This is a genomic window from Paraprevotella xylaniphila YIT 11841, assembly GCF_900683745.1.
Classification (GTDB): Bacteria; Bacteroidota; Bacteroidia; order Bacteroidales; family Bacteroidaceae; genus Paraprevotella; species Paraprevotella xylaniphila.
In genome coordinates this window covers 3,474,934-3,489,220 of sequence record NZ_LR215980.1, presented here as the reverse complement: position 1 = coordinate 3,489,220, position 14,287 = coordinate 3,474,934, and the positions used below count along the sequence as shown (strand labels likewise).

At 52.4% G+C, this 14,287-nt stretch carries 17 protein-coding genes; 11 read left to right on the top strand and 6 right to left on the bottom strand.

What is annotated here, in order from left to right:
• Nucleotides 1-430 precede the first annotated feature (430 nt).
• Nucleotides 431-1,678: an AAA family ATPase gene (locus tag E0E47_RS14625; protein ID WP_004293619.1), complete on the top strand. Its 1,248-nt coding sequence runs from the start codon at nt 431-433 to the stop codon at nt 1,676-1,678.
• Nucleotides 1,653-2,285: an RloB family protein gene (locus tag E0E47_RS14620; protein ID WP_004293618.1), complete on the top strand. Its 633-nt coding sequence runs from the start codon at nt 1,653-1,655 to the stop codon at nt 2,283-2,285. The genes E0E47_RS14625 and E0E47_RS14620 overlap by 26 nt, the downstream gene beginning before the upstream one ends.
• Nucleotides 2,286-2,436: 151 nt before the next feature.
• Here E0E47_RS14620 and E0E47_RS14615 read toward each other — a convergent pair whose 3' ends face one another.
• From E0E47_RS14615 to E0E47_RS14590, 6 genes are all read right to left on the bottom strand, one after another.
• Entirely contained in the window at nt 2,437-2,880 is a 444-nt protein-coding gene (locus tag E0E47_RS14615) for a hypothetical protein (protein WP_004293617.1), read from the bottom strand.
• The gene (locus E0E47_RS14610; protein ID WP_004293616.1) at nt 2,867-3,106 is read right to left on the bottom strand and encodes a hypothetical protein; all 240 of its coding nucleotides are present in this window, start codon (nt 3,104-3,106) and stop codon (nt 2,867-2,869) included. Before E0E47_RS14610 ends, E0E47_RS14615 begins: the two co-directional genes overlap by 14 nt.
• Nucleotides 3,107-3,262: 156 nt before the next feature.
• Nucleotides 3,263-3,700 carry a hypothetical protein gene (locus E0E47_RS14605; protein WP_004293615.1) on the bottom strand — a complete coding sequence of 146 codons (438 nt, stop codon included), beginning with the start codon at nt 3,698-3,700 and terminating at the stop codon, nt 3,263-3,265.
• 2 nt (nt 3,701-3,702) lie between these two features.
• The gene (locus E0E47_RS14600) at nt 3,703-4,836 is read right to left on the bottom strand and encodes a phage antirepressor KilAC domain-containing protein (protein ID WP_004303966.1); all 1,134 of its coding nucleotides are present in this window, start codon (nt 4,834-4,836) and stop codon (nt 3,703-3,705) included.
• The gene (locus E0E47_RS14595; protein ID WP_004303967.1) at nt 4,823-5,161 is read right to left on the bottom strand and encodes a hypothetical protein; all 339 of its coding nucleotides are present in this window, start codon (nt 5,159-5,161) and stop codon (nt 4,823-4,825) included. Before E0E47_RS14595 ends, E0E47_RS14600 begins: the two co-directional genes overlap by 14 nt.
• 10 nt (nt 5,162-5,171) lie before the next feature.
• A complete protein-coding gene (locus E0E47_RS14590) occupies nt 5,172-5,624 on the bottom strand; it encodes a hypothetical protein (protein ID WP_004293612.1) in 453 nt (150 codons plus the stop codon).
• A gap of 288 nt (nt 5,625-5,912) precedes the next feature.
• Here E0E47_RS14590 and E0E47_RS14585 point away from each other — a divergent pair, with 288 nt between their 5' ends.
• The 9 genes from E0E47_RS14585 (at nt 5,913) to E0E47_RS14545 (ending at nt 14,287) form a co-directional block, all read left to right on the top strand.
• A complete protein-coding gene (locus E0E47_RS14585) occupies nt 5,913-7,235 on the top strand; it encodes a phage portal protein family protein (protein WP_008142945.1) in 1,323 nt (440 codons plus the stop codon).
• 224 nt (nt 7,236-7,459) lie between these two features.
• Entirely contained in the window at nt 7,460-8,095 is a 636-nt protein-coding gene (locus E0E47_RS14580; protein ID WP_008142943.1) for a phage minor head protein, read from the top strand.
• Nucleotides 8,076-8,654 (top strand): hypothetical protein, encoded by a 579-nt coding sequence (locus tag E0E47_RS14575; protein ID WP_008860784.1) that lies wholly within the window; start codon nt 8,076-8,078, stop codon nt 8,652-8,654. Before E0E47_RS14580 ends, E0E47_RS14575 begins: the two co-directional genes overlap by 20 nt.
• Nucleotides 8,651-9,355: a hypothetical protein gene (locus E0E47_RS14570; RefSeq protein WP_004293608.1), complete on the top strand. Its 705-nt coding sequence runs from the start codon at nt 8,651-8,653 to the stop codon at nt 9,353-9,355. Before E0E47_RS14575 ends, E0E47_RS14570 begins: the two co-directional genes overlap by 4 nt.
• A gap of 283 nt (nt 9,356-9,638) precedes the next feature.
• On the top strand, nt 9,639-10,877 hold the full coding sequence (locus E0E47_RS14565; RefSeq protein WP_004293607.1) for a Clp protease ClpP: 1,239 nt from the start codon (nt 9,639-9,641) through the stop codon (nt 10,875-10,877).
• 126 nt (nt 10,878-11,003) lie between these two features.
• A complete protein-coding gene (locus tag E0E47_RS14560) occupies nt 11,004-12,053 on the top strand; it encodes a hypothetical protein (RefSeq protein ID WP_004293606.1) in 1,050 nt (349 codons plus the stop codon).
• 75 nt (nt 12,054-12,128) lie between these two features.
• Nucleotides 12,129-12,476, top strand: coding sequence for a hypothetical protein (locus E0E47_RS14555; protein ID WP_004293605.1), 348 nt, complete (start codon nt 12,129-12,131; stop codon nt 12,474-12,476).
• The gene (locus E0E47_RS14550) at nt 12,476-13,828 is read left to right on the top strand and encodes a DUF2586 family protein (RefSeq protein WP_117513718.1); all 1,353 of its coding nucleotides are present in this window, start codon (nt 12,476-12,478) and stop codon (nt 13,826-13,828) included. The genes E0E47_RS14555 and E0E47_RS14550 overlap by 1 nt, the downstream gene beginning before the upstream one ends.
• A 3-nt stretch (nt 13,829-13,831) precedes the next feature.
• Complete coding sequence (locus tag E0E47_RS14545) at nt 13,832-14,287, top strand: hypothetical protein (RefSeq protein ID WP_004293603.1); 456 nt, start codon at nt 13,832-13,834, stop codon at nt 14,285-14,287.

Below are 14,287 nucleotides of genomic sequence, written 5' to 3'. Positions count from 1 at the left end.
AAAAAACAAAAAAACAGACGGCGTGCCGTCTGTCATGATTTGTTTCTTTTTTGGTATCTTTTTTCTTTGCGTCAAAGAAAAAAGTACATCTTTCTTCTTTCTTCTTGTATAATACTACTTATAGTATTGTTGCTACATTTGTAACACCCCTCCTGTCAGATACACGGTACATTTGTACCACATTGAGGGGAAAGATGTGGCGAATTTCGCGTCTTTCCACCCAAATTCCACTATCGGGAGCATGAATCGCAAGCCGATGTTGCCGCTTCGGAAAATTGCAGTCGCCTTTTGCAGGGCAGCATTGCAAGAACGAAAACGGTCTGATTTTCACGTGCAGGAAAATAACCGCAAAAAGAGATCCGATAAAACATCTATATATGAAAAATATCCCCTATATTTGCATAAAATTTACATATAACTGCGATATAATATGATTATTCAGTTCACAGTCGAAAATTTCCTTTCGTTCAAGGAGCCGGCGACCTTGTCTTTGGCTGCTTCCGCGCTGAAAGAAAAACAGACCCGGTCCGATGAGATTGTTTTTGAGCTTGAAGGTACGAACCTCTCTTTGCTGAAGAGTGCGGTCATCTACGGGGCCAATGCCAGCGGGAAATCGAATCTGGTCAAAGCACTCGATTTCTTCAAATGGTTTGTCATCAATTCCTCCAAAGGCGTGCAGTCCGGCGAAAGCATACGGGTGGAAAGTTTCCGTCTCAACCGGAGGACGGAACAGGAGCCCAGTTATTTTGAGGCGGTCTTTGCCGACGAAACGGTCCAATACCGCTATGGGTTCGAAGTCGATGAAAAACGTGTACACCGGGAGTGGCTTTATCAAAAGGGCAACAAGCGCAAGGCAAAGGAGGTGGAACTGTTCCTGCGTGACGGCGATGAGTATGAACTGCATCCCAAATTTTCGGTCGGCAAAGAGGTTGTCGCCAAAAAAATGGTGCGCGACAATGCGCTGCTTCTTTCCGTGGCAGCACAGTTCAACGAAAGCGTCTCGGTGGAAATCATGGGATGGTTGGCCAACACCACGATTGTTCTTGGCAGCAGCGACGAGCGGATTTGGGAAATGGCGATAGCCCAGATCGATGATCCGTCCATGAAAAGGCGTATTGTGGAGTTTGCCCGGTTTGCAGACTTCGGAATCGACGACATACGCAAGGTTGACAATACAGTCATCAGTTCACACCAGCAATATGACGAGGAGGGCAACGCCACGAAGACGGTCACTTTCCCGTTCCGCGTAAACGAATCGGAGGGTACGATCAAATACTTCTCGCTGGCTTATCCTATAATCGACGCGTTGGATCATGGCAAAAGGCTGGTTGTCGACGAGTTCGACTCGAAAATGCACCCTCTGTTGACAAGTCGCATCATCGGGCTGTTCAATTCCAGAGTGACAAATCCCAGGAATGCACAGTTGATTTTCACGACACATGACACCAACCTGCTTAATGCAAGCCTGTTCCGCAGGGATCAGATCTGGTTTACACAGAAAGATTCGTTTGGAGCCTCGGAACTCTATTCGTTGGCGGAATACAAGGTTCGCAACAGTGCACCTTTCGAAAAGGAGTACCTGATGGGGAAATATGGCGGTATCCCTGTCATCGGCCAGTTTGAACGGTTATTTGACCTGAGGGAGGAAGAATATGGCAGCACGGACGAACAAGCGTGATCCACGCGCGGCACGGACACTCAGGCGTATCAGTTTTGTCCGTGAGGTCAAACAATCCTTCCTGATCATCTGCGAGGGGGTAAATACGGAACCGGATTATTTCAATGCATTTCGCCTGACTTCCGCCAATATTAAAGCGGTAGGCCAGGGACTCAATACGGTAGGTCTTGTCCAAAAGGCTTTACGGATGAAAGAAGAAGAGCGGAAGAAAGGACGCGAGTATGACCAGTGCTGGGTGGTATTTGACAAGGATGACTTTCCCGATCGGGATTTCAACCGGGCTATCGGTATGGCGGAAGCCGGTGGCATGAGGGTGGCATACAGCAACCAGGCTTTCGAGTATTGGTTCTTGCTGCACTATAACCTGGTACAAGGCCCGATGCACAGAAATCAATATGAAACAAAGCTATCCGGCTTGTTGGGCTTCTCCTACAACAAGGAAGCCGGTACAGGCGGTCGTGTTTTCAGGGAGCTGGGCGGTAAACAGGCTCAGGCCATCACGAACGCAAAAGCCGTATTGCGCCGAATGGAGGGAATACCGCCGGCACAGGCGGAATCTTCGACAACGGTGCATCTTCTTGTGGAAGAACTGAATAAGTATATTTAGCATATTCTGTCGTTTGCCCGGATAATATTGTACCCGGCTACCACCTCCTTCCGGTTTTATCGGATTTTATGTCGCAAAAACACAAAAACAGACGGCAAATCACAACGATGCCGTCTGTTTTTATTCATTTACGTTCCGTGGACAGATACGCTCAAACTTTTCGGTGTCTCTCTTTCCATTGGCTGACCTCTTCGTCAGAGACGGATGCCACGGTCCTTTTTTCCACATCGAACATCCGATGACAGAATGCCCTGGTAGAAAAAGGATTTCCAAGTTCCGCCAATATCCCTACAAGCCGGTTGTAGGAATCCATGTGCCACAGGTAATCGTACATCCCGCTGACCGGCACCCGTTCAAGCAATCCCATACGCGTTGTCTTTTCCACGCACTTGTCGAAAATCCGCGAACCCATCTCCATGTTCTCCATGTAGTACCGCTTGCTGCGCAAGGTGTCGTAACCTTTTTCACGCAGGCGTGTACGGTCTGCCATGTACAGCATGAAGATGACCTCTTCCGGGGTGAACGCGCCGACCAGCCCGGTGAAGCATTTCATAAACGGTATCACGTGTTGCCTTTTGTCGTCATTCCCTTTCATGTCCGTTTTCGCGTTCGTTCGTCCGTAATGTTTCCGCTTCCCCGTCATCCTTAATCGACGGATTGACATAGAACTGGCATATCCTGCCGTTTATCATCGGTTTATACACGGCGTATCCCAGTTTTTTGGCGTAACGCCCCACGGATACGCGGTTGGCGAACTTGCCGGTATGTTCCGTCAGGTGTTCCGACATCTCCCCGACGGTCATTCTGCTTTTCAGTTTCATATCATTCGCGTTTAAATGTTTTCCTGATAAAGGATAGCCGCGACTAATACGAACTGTTTGCAAATGGTATGAATTAATAAGAGGCGGTTCCATGAAATCGGCAAAGGAGGAATCAACCGGTTATACTGATACTTCATTCATGAAACCGTCCCTCATCTATTTTCCCATTATCCGGACAATCTCCCGTATCGTGTCGAAGTTCCGCTCGTCCAGCCATTCTTTGGCCACGTTCCACGAGAGCGACATTCCGAACTTCAGGTTCTCCATGGTGATGGTATGGTGCGACAACCTGCCTTCAGTGGGCTTGAGCCCTGCCGCATGCAGTTCACACAGTCCGTCCTGAAAGAATGTGCACCCGCCTGCTTCCTGTTTCGCCTGTACCATCGGCACGATATACGGGATTTTTCCTAACAGCAGGCCTACCGCCCACCGAGTGGGTGCAAGACGCTCCCTGTATCCGGCTTTCAGCAACCGGAGGATGTCTTCCGGCGTACCGAGGCACGGTATCCGGCATTGCTGCCTGCACAGACGGCAACGGCACTCTACCGGCCGTCTTCCTGTCTTGCGGATGATCCGCTGTAATGCCGTTTCCATCGCTATGCACCCGGTGGGCAGTATTCAGGGTTCCTCTTGCGCCACAGTTCTATGATACACTCCCGTCCGGCCTGTGTCCATCGTTTGGTGGATCCGAAAGTATATACCTTGCCCCGGCTGTTCTCCCACGTGTAAGGCACATCGCATTGCCAGGCCCGGCAGGAAGGAAAGACCACCCATTGCCGCTTCTCGTACTTGCAGATGCCCTCTTCGGCAAGGAACTGGTGCAACTGTCGCGGCGATATGCCGAGTTCGTCAGCGATGCGCGTGCTCTTGAACCAGTCCCTGTTCTCGATAAACTCCTCGTAGAATACGATTTTCGGCAGGGATTCACTCACCACCTTCCGCAGTTCCAGAATCAGTCTCGTCGCCGATTCCATATCCTGCGGCATGGGACAATCCATACAGGGCAGACCGGGTGCCGCCACCCTGGGGCGTTCGCGTACGATTGTCTTCCCTCGTTTCACGGAGAGTTTGCCGATAGCCTCGCCCAACCATTCCGCCAAAGACAGGTCAGGGGCGATCCATCTGGCCAACGGTATGACAAGCGGTGATTCCAACCAGGTCGCACCGTGCCCCCGCCCCCGTGTGGTGAAGACTTGCGACTCGTATTTCCCGGTATGTCCGTTGCCGGCCATTTCCCTGCGGAGCATATCCGTGGAAGCGATGCGTAGCCATTCAGACGGGATTTTCCCGAAGTGCATCGTGATCTGCGTGGCGTTGACCATCAGCTTGTCGCCGACACGCCGGAACGTGACGGGGAACCCTTCCTCGAAGTGCATGACGATGTCGTCCTGCGGGACGGCGTGCAGCTCCCCGGCTTCCAGTTCCAGAAGCTTGTTGCCCCACACTTCCAATTCATCAAGCAGGTCACGGGGTATAATAGTCTCCTTGCGTACCAGTTGTAAAAGCCGGCGCATATCGATGGGACGGAAACCCCACTGTTCCCTGCCGTTTTTCCGGAAACTGATTTTCAATGCCGTCGGGCAAACACGGGCGATGGCGCCGTTTTCAAGCAGTTCGTCCCGCTTGAGTATATCGCATATATCCACGGCGCAGATATGGAGCTGGCCGTTATGGTTCCGGGAAACCCTTATGTTCCAGTCCCGGAACGGAACATTCCTATTTTCCCTCATAGGTATTTCCTCCTTTCTTTTGGTTATCAGACTTACGTTTGTTTTCAAGCAAGGCTCTCTTATGTGCCATCTTGCGCACCGGATAGTACGTGCGTTTCTCGCCGCAAAGGGCGTCATAATCTTTCAGCATCAGTGTGCCGAGGTCGGCCAGCTCGATTTCCACATCCGGATGCAGATGCCTGAAATAGAGTCCGCCGCTGCATACATACTTGCCCGTGCAACAGAATGAGATAGCCTGCAAGTTGCCTTTTGTCAATTCCGCCGCGCTGTGCAGCGAGCGCGTGACCGCTACAAGAACCTGTGCCCCGTTGAAGATGAGCACCATCTTGGGTCGTTTAAATGTGCTGCGTCTCATGTTGTTCTAAAATTTGCGTTAATTCCTCCTTTGTAAATCTAAGACCGGCAGCCTGTACCAGCCAAGTGTCTGAAACCGTAAATCCACCGGACAGCAGTTCGTCCACGCGCTCCAGAAGGTAGACACCGAACGCGGGATCGATGTAAACGACAAATAATAGAGCCAGACATTCATCAATTAACAGGTGTCCCGACGCCTCGTCACGGATGATCATCTTTTCCCTGTCTATTCCGTAGGCGTCTGCCAACGCCGTTGCCCAGTGATGGAAAGCGACACGGAAATCACGGACATTATGCCGGCGTGCATCTCCTTTGGCCTGGATGAAGCGTGTCGCGTCGAAATAGACCGGTCCGTCTTCCCGTAACGTTCCGAAAAGCAGATCGGGGAACTCCCTGTACCGGATTATCCGGCAGGGAATCTTTTCTTCTTTCATGTTCTCTTTTTCATTGTTCTTGGATTTGTATCTAACGTGGTGCAAAGATATATCTTTTTAATATGAAATACACTATAAATATATACATAAATTACACTTTTAATAAATTGTTAATCACTGATAATAAGATATTTACAACATAAATAAAACCGAAATATCTATATATTTAAGTTGTATATTTCGGTTTGTAAATCAAGCATTAAGAGTCCCGTTCTCCATATATTCTTTTAGCCGTAAAAACCTCTCTTGAGGATTGTCTCTACTCTTTGAACAAGAAACAAAAAAATTATGGCTACATCGGACAAATCATTTAACGGGGAACTCTTGGAGAGTATTTTTAAGACCTCCAAAAAGACAATTCAGGAGTATGTCCGCGAAATCGAGCGCAACAACCGCTACCGTTCATGCCGTCAGGATACCGGCTCGGGATATATTCTCGATGACCGCGCCCGGCTCATTGACCTGTATGAAGCCTGCCTGCAACAGGACGCTCATATACGTTCCGTTGTCGAGACACTGGAAAGCCAGATTCTCGGCGACCGCTATATGCTTGCCCGTGTAAACGAAAAGGGAAAATACATCAAGGACGTGGCGAACTCCCTGAAGATACAGGGTTCGCAGTTCGACAAGATAATCAAGGGCATAGTGGAATCCAAGCTCTACGGGTACACCCTGCTTGAAATCATGCCGCATACTGACCCCAGAACGGGCAGGCTGGCGGAAGTCAACATCATCGAACGGCGTAATGTGTTGCCGGACCAGAAAACGGTACTGAAGCGGCAGGGACTGTGGGAGCCGCATTGGGATTTACATGACCCGGCATATTACCGTTGTTATGTACTGGTAAACTCCGGCGACTTGGGACTTTTTTCCGCCACGACCCCTTTGATACTGGCCAAGAAATTCACGGTGGCCAACTATGTGAACTTTTCCCATACTTACGGACAGCCGATTATCCACGGAAAGACGGTCAGCGAGAGCAACGCCGACCGCAAGAGGCTGGCTAACGAGATAGCCAACGCGGCACAGAACAAGGTGGTGGTTACCGGCATTGAGGACGAGGTCGATATCAAGACATTCACCATGTCCAACTCGGAAAAGATATATACCGGGCTTATCGAGTTTGTGAACAAGGAAGTTGCCAACCTCGTGCTCGGCTCCGAGTCGATGGCCGGAGGGATGCAGTCGTACGTGGGTTCCACGAAAGCACACCAGGACATTTTCCGCGACCGTATCGAAGTCTACCGTCGGTATATCGAAAACGTCATGAACGAGGAGATAATCCCCCGCCTGGTGGCTATCGGGTATATCCCCGGAGGATTGGAGTTCCGGTATTCGAACCGGATAGAGATGAGCAACGAGGACCGCATCAAGCTCTATTCGCTGATCACGGACAAATATGAAGTGGCGGCCGATGAGATCGAGAAAGAGTTCGGTATCAATGTGGGCCGGCAGCTCAATGTTATCCCGGGATTAGGTTTCGGAGCCGAAGGCGGCTCATCCGGTCTCAGCCACAACGACCGGGGCATCATGTCGGACGAGGAGTATTTCCGGCGTTACGGACGCCCCCGGGGGGCGAAGGTCGGAAATTTTCTGCGGGGAGCGGAATAGAAGCCCGTCTTCCGCTCCCGGACAACGCTCCGTTCAGGGCTGTCAGGGCATCTGCAACCACGGAATCCGATACGGAAAAGGAGTATCGTGTCATTTTCGATGCATTCCGCAGGCTGATCCTCTATTGGGAGAACAGCGCGGAACGTCTCGACATTATAGAGGACATCATCACCCTGCGTGCCTCTTTCCTCATAGACCGTGCGCTGACAGGTCTGCGAATCGATATGGACCGGGCATTGGAGATACTGAAAAATCACAACTCCTTTACAACAGAGAGGGAACGGCAGCAGCGTGACATCCTGATTGCAGCTATAGACAACCTGGTGGATTTTGCCGCGGCAGAGGAGTATGCCATGCTCGGGGAACTGCCCGAGACAGCGGATGAACAGGACATGGAAGCATACGAAAAGATATGCCGCAGGTATAACCTCGTCCATGCGGAGGAAGAGAACAACCAGGTATTCTTCGCGGCCTCGATGGCCGCATGGTGGATGGCGGTGGATATGGATACCGTGCTTACCTACATGACACAAGGCGATGAACGGGTACGTGCCTGGCATCTTTCATTGGAAGGGATTTCCTTCCGCAAATCCGAGTTTCCTCCGGAGCTGATACCGCCGATCGAATGGGGATGCCGCTGCTTTCTGGTCGCGGAGGGGTTCGCCGCTGTCCGGGCGGCTTTGCCGGATAAGGGAGACTATCTGGAAAAGGTGGATCCGGTCTTCCGGGAGAGCCTGGCAACCGGCGGGCGTATCTTTTCCGATGCGCACCGCTATTTCTCCGTCCCGCTTCCGGGTTACATGAATGATATTGTGAAACGCATTAAAGGAAAGTTCGCCTATGCCCAAGATAACGCTTGATGAGTTTTGCAGCCACTGGGTAAGCAGGACCAGTACGCGCGTCATGGCCAGCCGGCTGGAGTTCAACGTATTCGACTTCGCAACTGCTGCCGGTGACTATACCAGGCAGCAGTTCGTGTCCTCATTCGCTTCGGGGGGATTCAACGGTAGCAAATGGGCGCCTCGTACCTCCAAATGGGGAAAGAGGTTCACCCATCCTCTCATGAACGATACGGGGACTCTGGCCCGGAGCATACAGTCGGAAGCCGGCCGGACAGACATAGTGGGACGGCGTTCGGACCGTACGCGCATCTTCCGGAAAGGCGCCAGGTATTGCATGTGGACTACGGAAAAGAGCTTTCCAGTCAAGGGCAAGCGGGGACGCAGCAAGGAGCGTTACGGGCATTATGCCGCCATACACAATACCGATCCGAAGTTCGGGCTGTACACGGTAAACCAGTATTCCACGCGCCGTCCCGTACACCGGCAGTTCATCGGATTCTCACCGAAGACGGACGACTATATCGCCGCCCATTTCATAGATATGATTTTTAAAGGATTTCCACACCAGCCGTTATGATAAAAGACAAACACCCAGCACCACAGCCCGCACAACCGTCGGCACCGGCGGAGAGCCTGCCTGAAGAAGTTTCCGCGAACCCTTTCGTGGAGATATACCGGGCCGTTAAGCGGGCTGTCCTGACCCTGCGGGAGAATCCGGACGACCCGTTGTCGCCGCCCCTGTTCAAAACCGTCGCTATCGACAACGGCCAGTTCGCCCGCATTGTCCGTGACGATAACACGGAGTATGAGACTGTGTTCCCTGCCGTGTTCATCCACTTTATCAACGTGAGGTACCTGGTACAGCAACAGCGTATCGGTGAGGGACGCGCCACCATGCGCGTGCGGTTTATCCTGAATACGCTCAACAATGCGGACGAAGACAAGGAATGCGAGGCGTTTCTGGTCTTCCAGCGGCTCAATGTAGCCATACAGGATGCCAAGAACCATGAGCCGGCGCTGAGCGAGCGGTGCAACCTGACCTATTTCGACATGCCGCTTTCAACCAATATGTTGCAGGCGTACTGGATAGACTACGAGGTATGGTTCAGGGAATCTTCCGCGTGGAAATACAGGGACTGGGTAAAAAGGTATGTGGTCATGCCCCCGTTCACCCAACACAGCGATGCGCCGCAACATGACAGCGGCGGACACGGCTTCCATCCGCGTCCGGAACATGACGAAGTATCTGGTTTTTCGGATACTGGATCGGAAAATTGAAATCCATGCAGGAGATTTATCCGCACTGCGTATAAACAGACATGAATCAGCAGATAATACAAGACTCATGATACATTTTCTGTACTTGCTGAATTTAGAATGTTCAGCATGCCGGTCTTGATACAAATAGTTGCAACCGGTCTGTAATTTGAACAATCTATTATACTGTAAAGATAATCGCATTTCCATAAATGGATGGATTCTCATATTTCCACTTCCATAAATAGCAGTGCAAAACCTTTTCTTTTTCCACCGCCTACTCTTGTTCAAATAACCCTTGCATATGGATATGAACACACTTCAATATGTCGTCGGAGAGGCGAAGGCAGGCCAGCCGGCTGTTATCCGTTTCTTCGGTCGCGTGACGGAAGAGACGACCTCACGTTTCAATGACGAGTTCGACTTTTTGGAAAATATCATCCGTCCCTCCTGTATCCGCGTGTTGATCAACTCGGAGGGCGGCAGTGTCCTTTACGGCATGTCCACCTATTCCACCATCGCCAATGCCACGGTGGATACGGAATGTATCATCGAAGGGGTCGCGGCATCGATGGCCTCCATCATCTGGGCGGCGGGCAAGCGTTCTCTCATGCGTGATTATGCCATACTGATGATTCATAACCCGATGTTGCCGGACGATGACGGAGGGGAACCGTCGGACATGGTAACGGCTTTTACCAAACAGATCGAGACGATTTACCGGAAACGGTTCGGCCTGAAAGCGGAGCATGTGCGGGCCATCATGGACGGACAGGCAGGAAAGGACGGGACCTATTTCGACGCACAGGCTGCCGTCAAGGCCGGCATCATACCTGCGGAGCATGTCATCCATACCTCGAAGCAGCTTTGCCGTAAAGTGCATGACGAGATAGAAGGATTGACCGATACGGCCGCCATCCAGGAACTGATGAGCCGTGTCAGCGCGGGAAATAAACCTTTCAAAGGCATTGAACCTACTCTTACAGAAACGGAAAACGATATGGCAAACGAAAACAAGACACAAGGCTTTGAGTACGGGGCGATTGCAGCCTCGCTGGGCATGAAGGACGGTGAGGTCAAGGACGTGATGGCACGTATCTCTGAACTGGCCGCGATGGAACCCAAATACAGAGAAATACAGAAATCACTGAGCGACGCGCAGACCGTCATCGCCGGAAAAGACGCCTCCATCCGGAACTTGCAGACAGACCTGGCCGCAGCGACGGCACGCCTTTCCGCCTACGAGCAGAAAGAGAAGGACGAGCAGGCTTCCCGTATCGAGACATTGGTGGAGAATGCCATTGCAGAAGGCAAGATTGACCGTGAGGCGAAAACGCAGTGGGTGGAGATGGCCGGTTCCAACTTCGAGTTGGCGGAAAGCACGCTGGCTTCCATTCCCGCGCGGGAGAAAATCTCGAAGGAAATCGCCGATGACCCTGCCAACATCCAGGCCACGGCGGAAGCGACAAAGACCGCCGAACAGCTGATGGCCGAGAAGGTGGCGGAAGTGGTCGGTGCGGATTTCAAGTTCCGAAAGCTCTGACAGACTATCCGCGGGCGTCCGCCCGATTTTAACTGACATGCCGGAGACCGCAGTGTCTCGCGCGGAAACAGCAGGTATCCGCCAGTCGGCCGAGTTTCATTCTTCAACGGAAAACTTAAAACGACAATGGCTGATACAGTAAACTTTCTTCAAAACGGGTATAGCGGCGAAGTACTTGAGGACTTGCTGACCTATACCGTGCAGGGCAATGATACAGTCCGCGAGGGACTGATTCATATCAAGACGGGCATCCAGCACCGCTATACGCTTCCTGCCATCAAGCTGGGCAACATTATCCAGGACAACGTGCCGACCCCACAACCCATCCACGGAGCCAAGGGCGATGACGGCACGAACGAGTACCAGTTCACCGAACGCCATCTTGAGCCGTCCGATTTTATGGTCTATCTCGAGTTTAACCCGAGGGACTACGAGAAGTACTGGCGTTTCGCGCAGCCGGAAGGCAATCTCGTGTTCCGCGAGCTCGACCCGAAAATCCAGGCGACGATGCTCCGTCTCCTTATGGACAAGAAAAACGAGTATATCGGAAACGCCATCTGGACTTCCGCCCGCGGAGGAGAGACGGTGGCCAAGATTACCGCACCGGAAGGCTGCACGAAAATCGGAGCCAACAAGGAGAAATATTTTGACGGGGTCATCAAACGGATCCTCGACAATGTGAACTCCTCCGATGCCGAGGTGGTTGCCGGAGGGCAGTGCATCATTTCGGGAACGACCGAGCTGACGGACGGGGCCGCGGTGGAGGCGGCGCTCTATGCGATGTGGAGGAAATGTCCGAAGCAGATCCGAAAGAAGACATCTCTGACCTTTGTGGTCGGATGGGACGCCTGGGACGCGTATGACCAATATATCTCGGACAAGCAGGTCAAGTATTCCGAGAATACCGAGGTCAACCGCTATCGCTTCAAGGGCAAGCGCATCGTCCCGGTCGTGGGAATCCCCGAACACACGATGGTGCTCGGCGAGTTCTCCACCGGCATGGACTCCAACCTGTGGATGGGGGTGGATTACGCGAACGACACGGACATCCTGAAAATCGACCGTCTGCAGGCCAACTCCGAGCTGTTCTTTTTCCAGATGCGCATGAAAATGGACGTGAACATCGTCCGCCCGGCGGAGATCGTGGTCCATACCGCCTACAAGAAGAGCGAATAACACACCTTTCTTCATTCTCAATATCCACCCGGGGAGCGGAGGCAAGGCCCCGTTCCCCATTTTCATTCTACTGTTATGGCAAAGAAAATCAACACGGAGGAAACTCCGCAGACAGACAACAATAATATTCCTGCACCGGAGGCTCAGGCGGTGCCCGTTCCGGAAACGGCATCGGAAAACCTCGGGACAGGCGGCGAGACTGAAGACAGGCTGCCGGCCAAGACCGCGGGGAAAGGGAATGCAGGGTCGGAGGAGACGACAGAGCCTCACATCCTGTCCCTGTTGAAAAAGTTCCCGGCATATCCGTCGCTGTACATCGACACGCACGGAGGAACCTATGCGCCGGACACGGCGGCCGCCATCAGGGGCAAGGCCGTACTCTACAGGAATCCTTTCTACAACGAACTTAAAAAGAAATCATAATGGCACTCGGTAATGTATTTATCAAGGATGTGGACGGCAATATTCCTTACGATACCGGCTCGTCGGGCGAGAAGGTGACGGGACTGCTGTTCGACGTGTCCCTCCAGCCGACGCTTTTCACGGAGGGGTATGGTAAAACCAATGAGACCAGGCTCAAGCCTGGCGATGTCTGCTACATCACCTCGTTCAAGTCCGCCGTGAACGACTTCGGTATCATCGAACGTGTGGAGGCAACCGACGAGGAGGAGATGAATGTCAATTTCCTGCACGGCATCCCGGCATACCATATCCGTGAATTTTTCCGCATGTCCGGCAATCCGGGCGGTTCAGGAAAACTCTACGTGATGCTCGCGGACTGTTCGGCGAACTGGGATGCGCTGGAAATCATGCAGCGTGCTGCCGGGGGTATGATCAACCAGATAGGCATATGGACGGAACAGCCGCTGTGGAAAGCGAACGGCGCATCGGAACAATACAACCTCAATCTGGTAAAGGGGCTCAACGACGTGGCCGTGGGGCTTGCGGAGCAGAACCAGCCGCTCTCGCTCATCCTTTCCGCCAATCCTTCCAATACGGGGGCGGATACGACTGAGGGGCGTCAGATTGACCTGAATAAAATACCTTCATGCATCTGTGAATCAAGCCGTATCAGCTGTATATTCGGCCAGGCGCATCACGAAAAGATCTCCACGATGCAGATGTGCAACAGGAACCATACGCCCGTGGGATTTTTGGGAGCGGTTATGGGAGCCATAGCAAAGGCCAACGTGCACGAATCCATCGCATGGGTCAAGCAGTTCAATCTCTTCGCGGACGATTTCCAGGAAATAGAGTTGGGGTTCGGGGACATCAACCTCGACGAGGCAGAGGAGAACTTCCTCAGCCTGAACCGGTACGAGTCACTCTCCCCGTCACTGCTGGACGAACTCGACGATAAGGGGTATATTTTTCCCATCAAGTATGCCGGCCGCGAGAACGGGATCTACATCTCGAAAGACCAGACATGCTCACATGGGGATTTCCGTACCATTGCCCGGAACCGCACCATCAACAAGAGCCGCCGTGCCGTGCGTGCAGCCCTGCTGCCGTATGTGAACTCACCGCTGATGGTCAATCCTTCAACCGGGTTCCTCGCCCCGTCGAAGATTACAGCTTTCAAGACACTCATCGGGGATATACTGGCCAAGATGCAGGCGGCGCAGGAAATTTCAGGATACGCCGTCACTATCGACCCGAACCAGAACGTGTTGGTGGACGACACGCTGCGCATCTCCTATGTCCTTGTCCCGGTGGGCGTGGCCGTGAAGATTTATGTAGAGGAAGGACTGTCATTAACCGCAAATAAGACATAGCATATGGCAATAATCAACAATGTAGCATACTCGTGGTCGATGATAACCCTGTCATCGACCGCCCTGGGAATCGATGAAGGTTCCACGACCCTTGAAGGCGTGTCGGCCATCAAATGGTCGAAGAAGCGCAAGGTCGAAAGTAACTACGGCATGGGAGGACGGCCGGTGTCGAGGGGGTTCGGGAACATTACCTATACGGCGAGCATCACGATGGACTATGCCACGCAACAGCTGTTGCGTTCGGTGTACGGCTCGCTGCTCGAAATCGGCGAGTTCGACCTGATTATCAGCTTTGCCAACCCGATGGCCGGCGAGGACTGGACAACGACGACCGTAACGCTCAAAGGTTGCATCTTCACGGAGGATTGTCTCGAGTCACAGCAGGATGATACCAATATCACCCATGAATTCGATCTCAACCCGTTCGATATCCAAATCGGCTCGGGTGATACAATCTAA

Bases quoted from the DNA above. Each gene is read 5' to 3' on its own strand.
- E0E47_RS14625 (WP_004293619.1), top strand. From the start codon at position 431: ATGATTATTCAGTTCACAGTCGAAAATTTCCTTTCGTTCAAGGAGCCG.
- E0E47_RS14620 (WP_004293618.1), top strand. From the start codon at position 1,653: ATGGCAGCACGGACGAACAAGCGTGATCCACGCGCGGCACGGACACTC.
- E0E47_RS14615 (WP_004293617.1), bottom strand. From the start codon at position 2,880: ATGAAAGGGAATGACGACAAAAGGCAACACGTGATACCGTTTATGAAA.
- E0E47_RS14610 (WP_004293616.1), bottom strand. From the start codon at position 3,106: ATGAAACTGAAAAGCAGAATGACCGTCGGGGAGATGTCGGAACACCTG.
- E0E47_RS14605 (WP_004293615.1), bottom strand. From the start codon at position 3,700: ATGGAAACGGCATTACAGCGGATCATCCGCAAGACAGGAAGACGGCCG.
- E0E47_RS14600 (WP_004303966.1), bottom strand. From the start codon at position 4,836: ATGAGGGAAAATAGGAATGTTCCGTTCCGGGACTGGAACATAAGGGTT.
- E0E47_RS14595 (WP_004303967.1), bottom strand. From the start codon at position 5,161: ATGGTGCTCATCTTCAACGGGGCACAGGTTCTTGTAGCGGTCACGCGC.
- E0E47_RS14590 (WP_004293612.1), bottom strand. From the start codon at position 5,624: ATGAAAGAAGAAAAGATTCCCTGCCGGATAATCCGGTACAGGGAGTTC.
- E0E47_RS14585 (WP_008142945.1), top strand. From the start codon at position 5,913: ATGGCTACATCGGACAAATCATTTAACGGGGAACTCTTGGAGAGTATT.
- E0E47_RS14580 (WP_008142943.1), top strand. From the start codon at position 7,460: ATGGACCGGGCATTGGAGATACTGAAAAATCACAACTCCTTTACAACA.
- E0E47_RS14575 (WP_008860784.1), top strand. From the start codon at position 8,076: ATGCCCAAGATAACGCTTGATGAGTTTTGCAGCCACTGGGTAAGCAGG.
- E0E47_RS14570 (WP_004293608.1), top strand. From the start codon at position 8,651: ATGATAAAAGACAAACACCCAGCACCACAGCCCGCACAACCGTCGGCA.
- E0E47_RS14565 (WP_004293607.1), top strand. From the start codon at position 9,639: ATGGATATGAACACACTTCAATATGTCGTCGGAGAGGCGAAGGCAGGC.
- E0E47_RS14560 (WP_004293606.1), top strand. From the start codon at position 11,004: ATGGCTGATACAGTAAACTTTCTTCAAAACGGGTATAGCGGCGAAGTA.
- E0E47_RS14555 (WP_004293605.1), top strand. From the start codon at position 12,129: ATGGCAAAGAAAATCAACACGGAGGAAACTCCGCAGACAGACAACAAT.
- E0E47_RS14550 (WP_117513718.1), top strand. From the start codon at position 12,476: ATGGCACTCGGTAATGTATTTATCAAGGATGTGGACGGCAATATTCCT.
- E0E47_RS14545 (WP_004293603.1), top strand. From the start codon at position 13,832: ATGGCAATAATCAACAATGTAGCATACTCGTGGTCGATGATAACCCTG.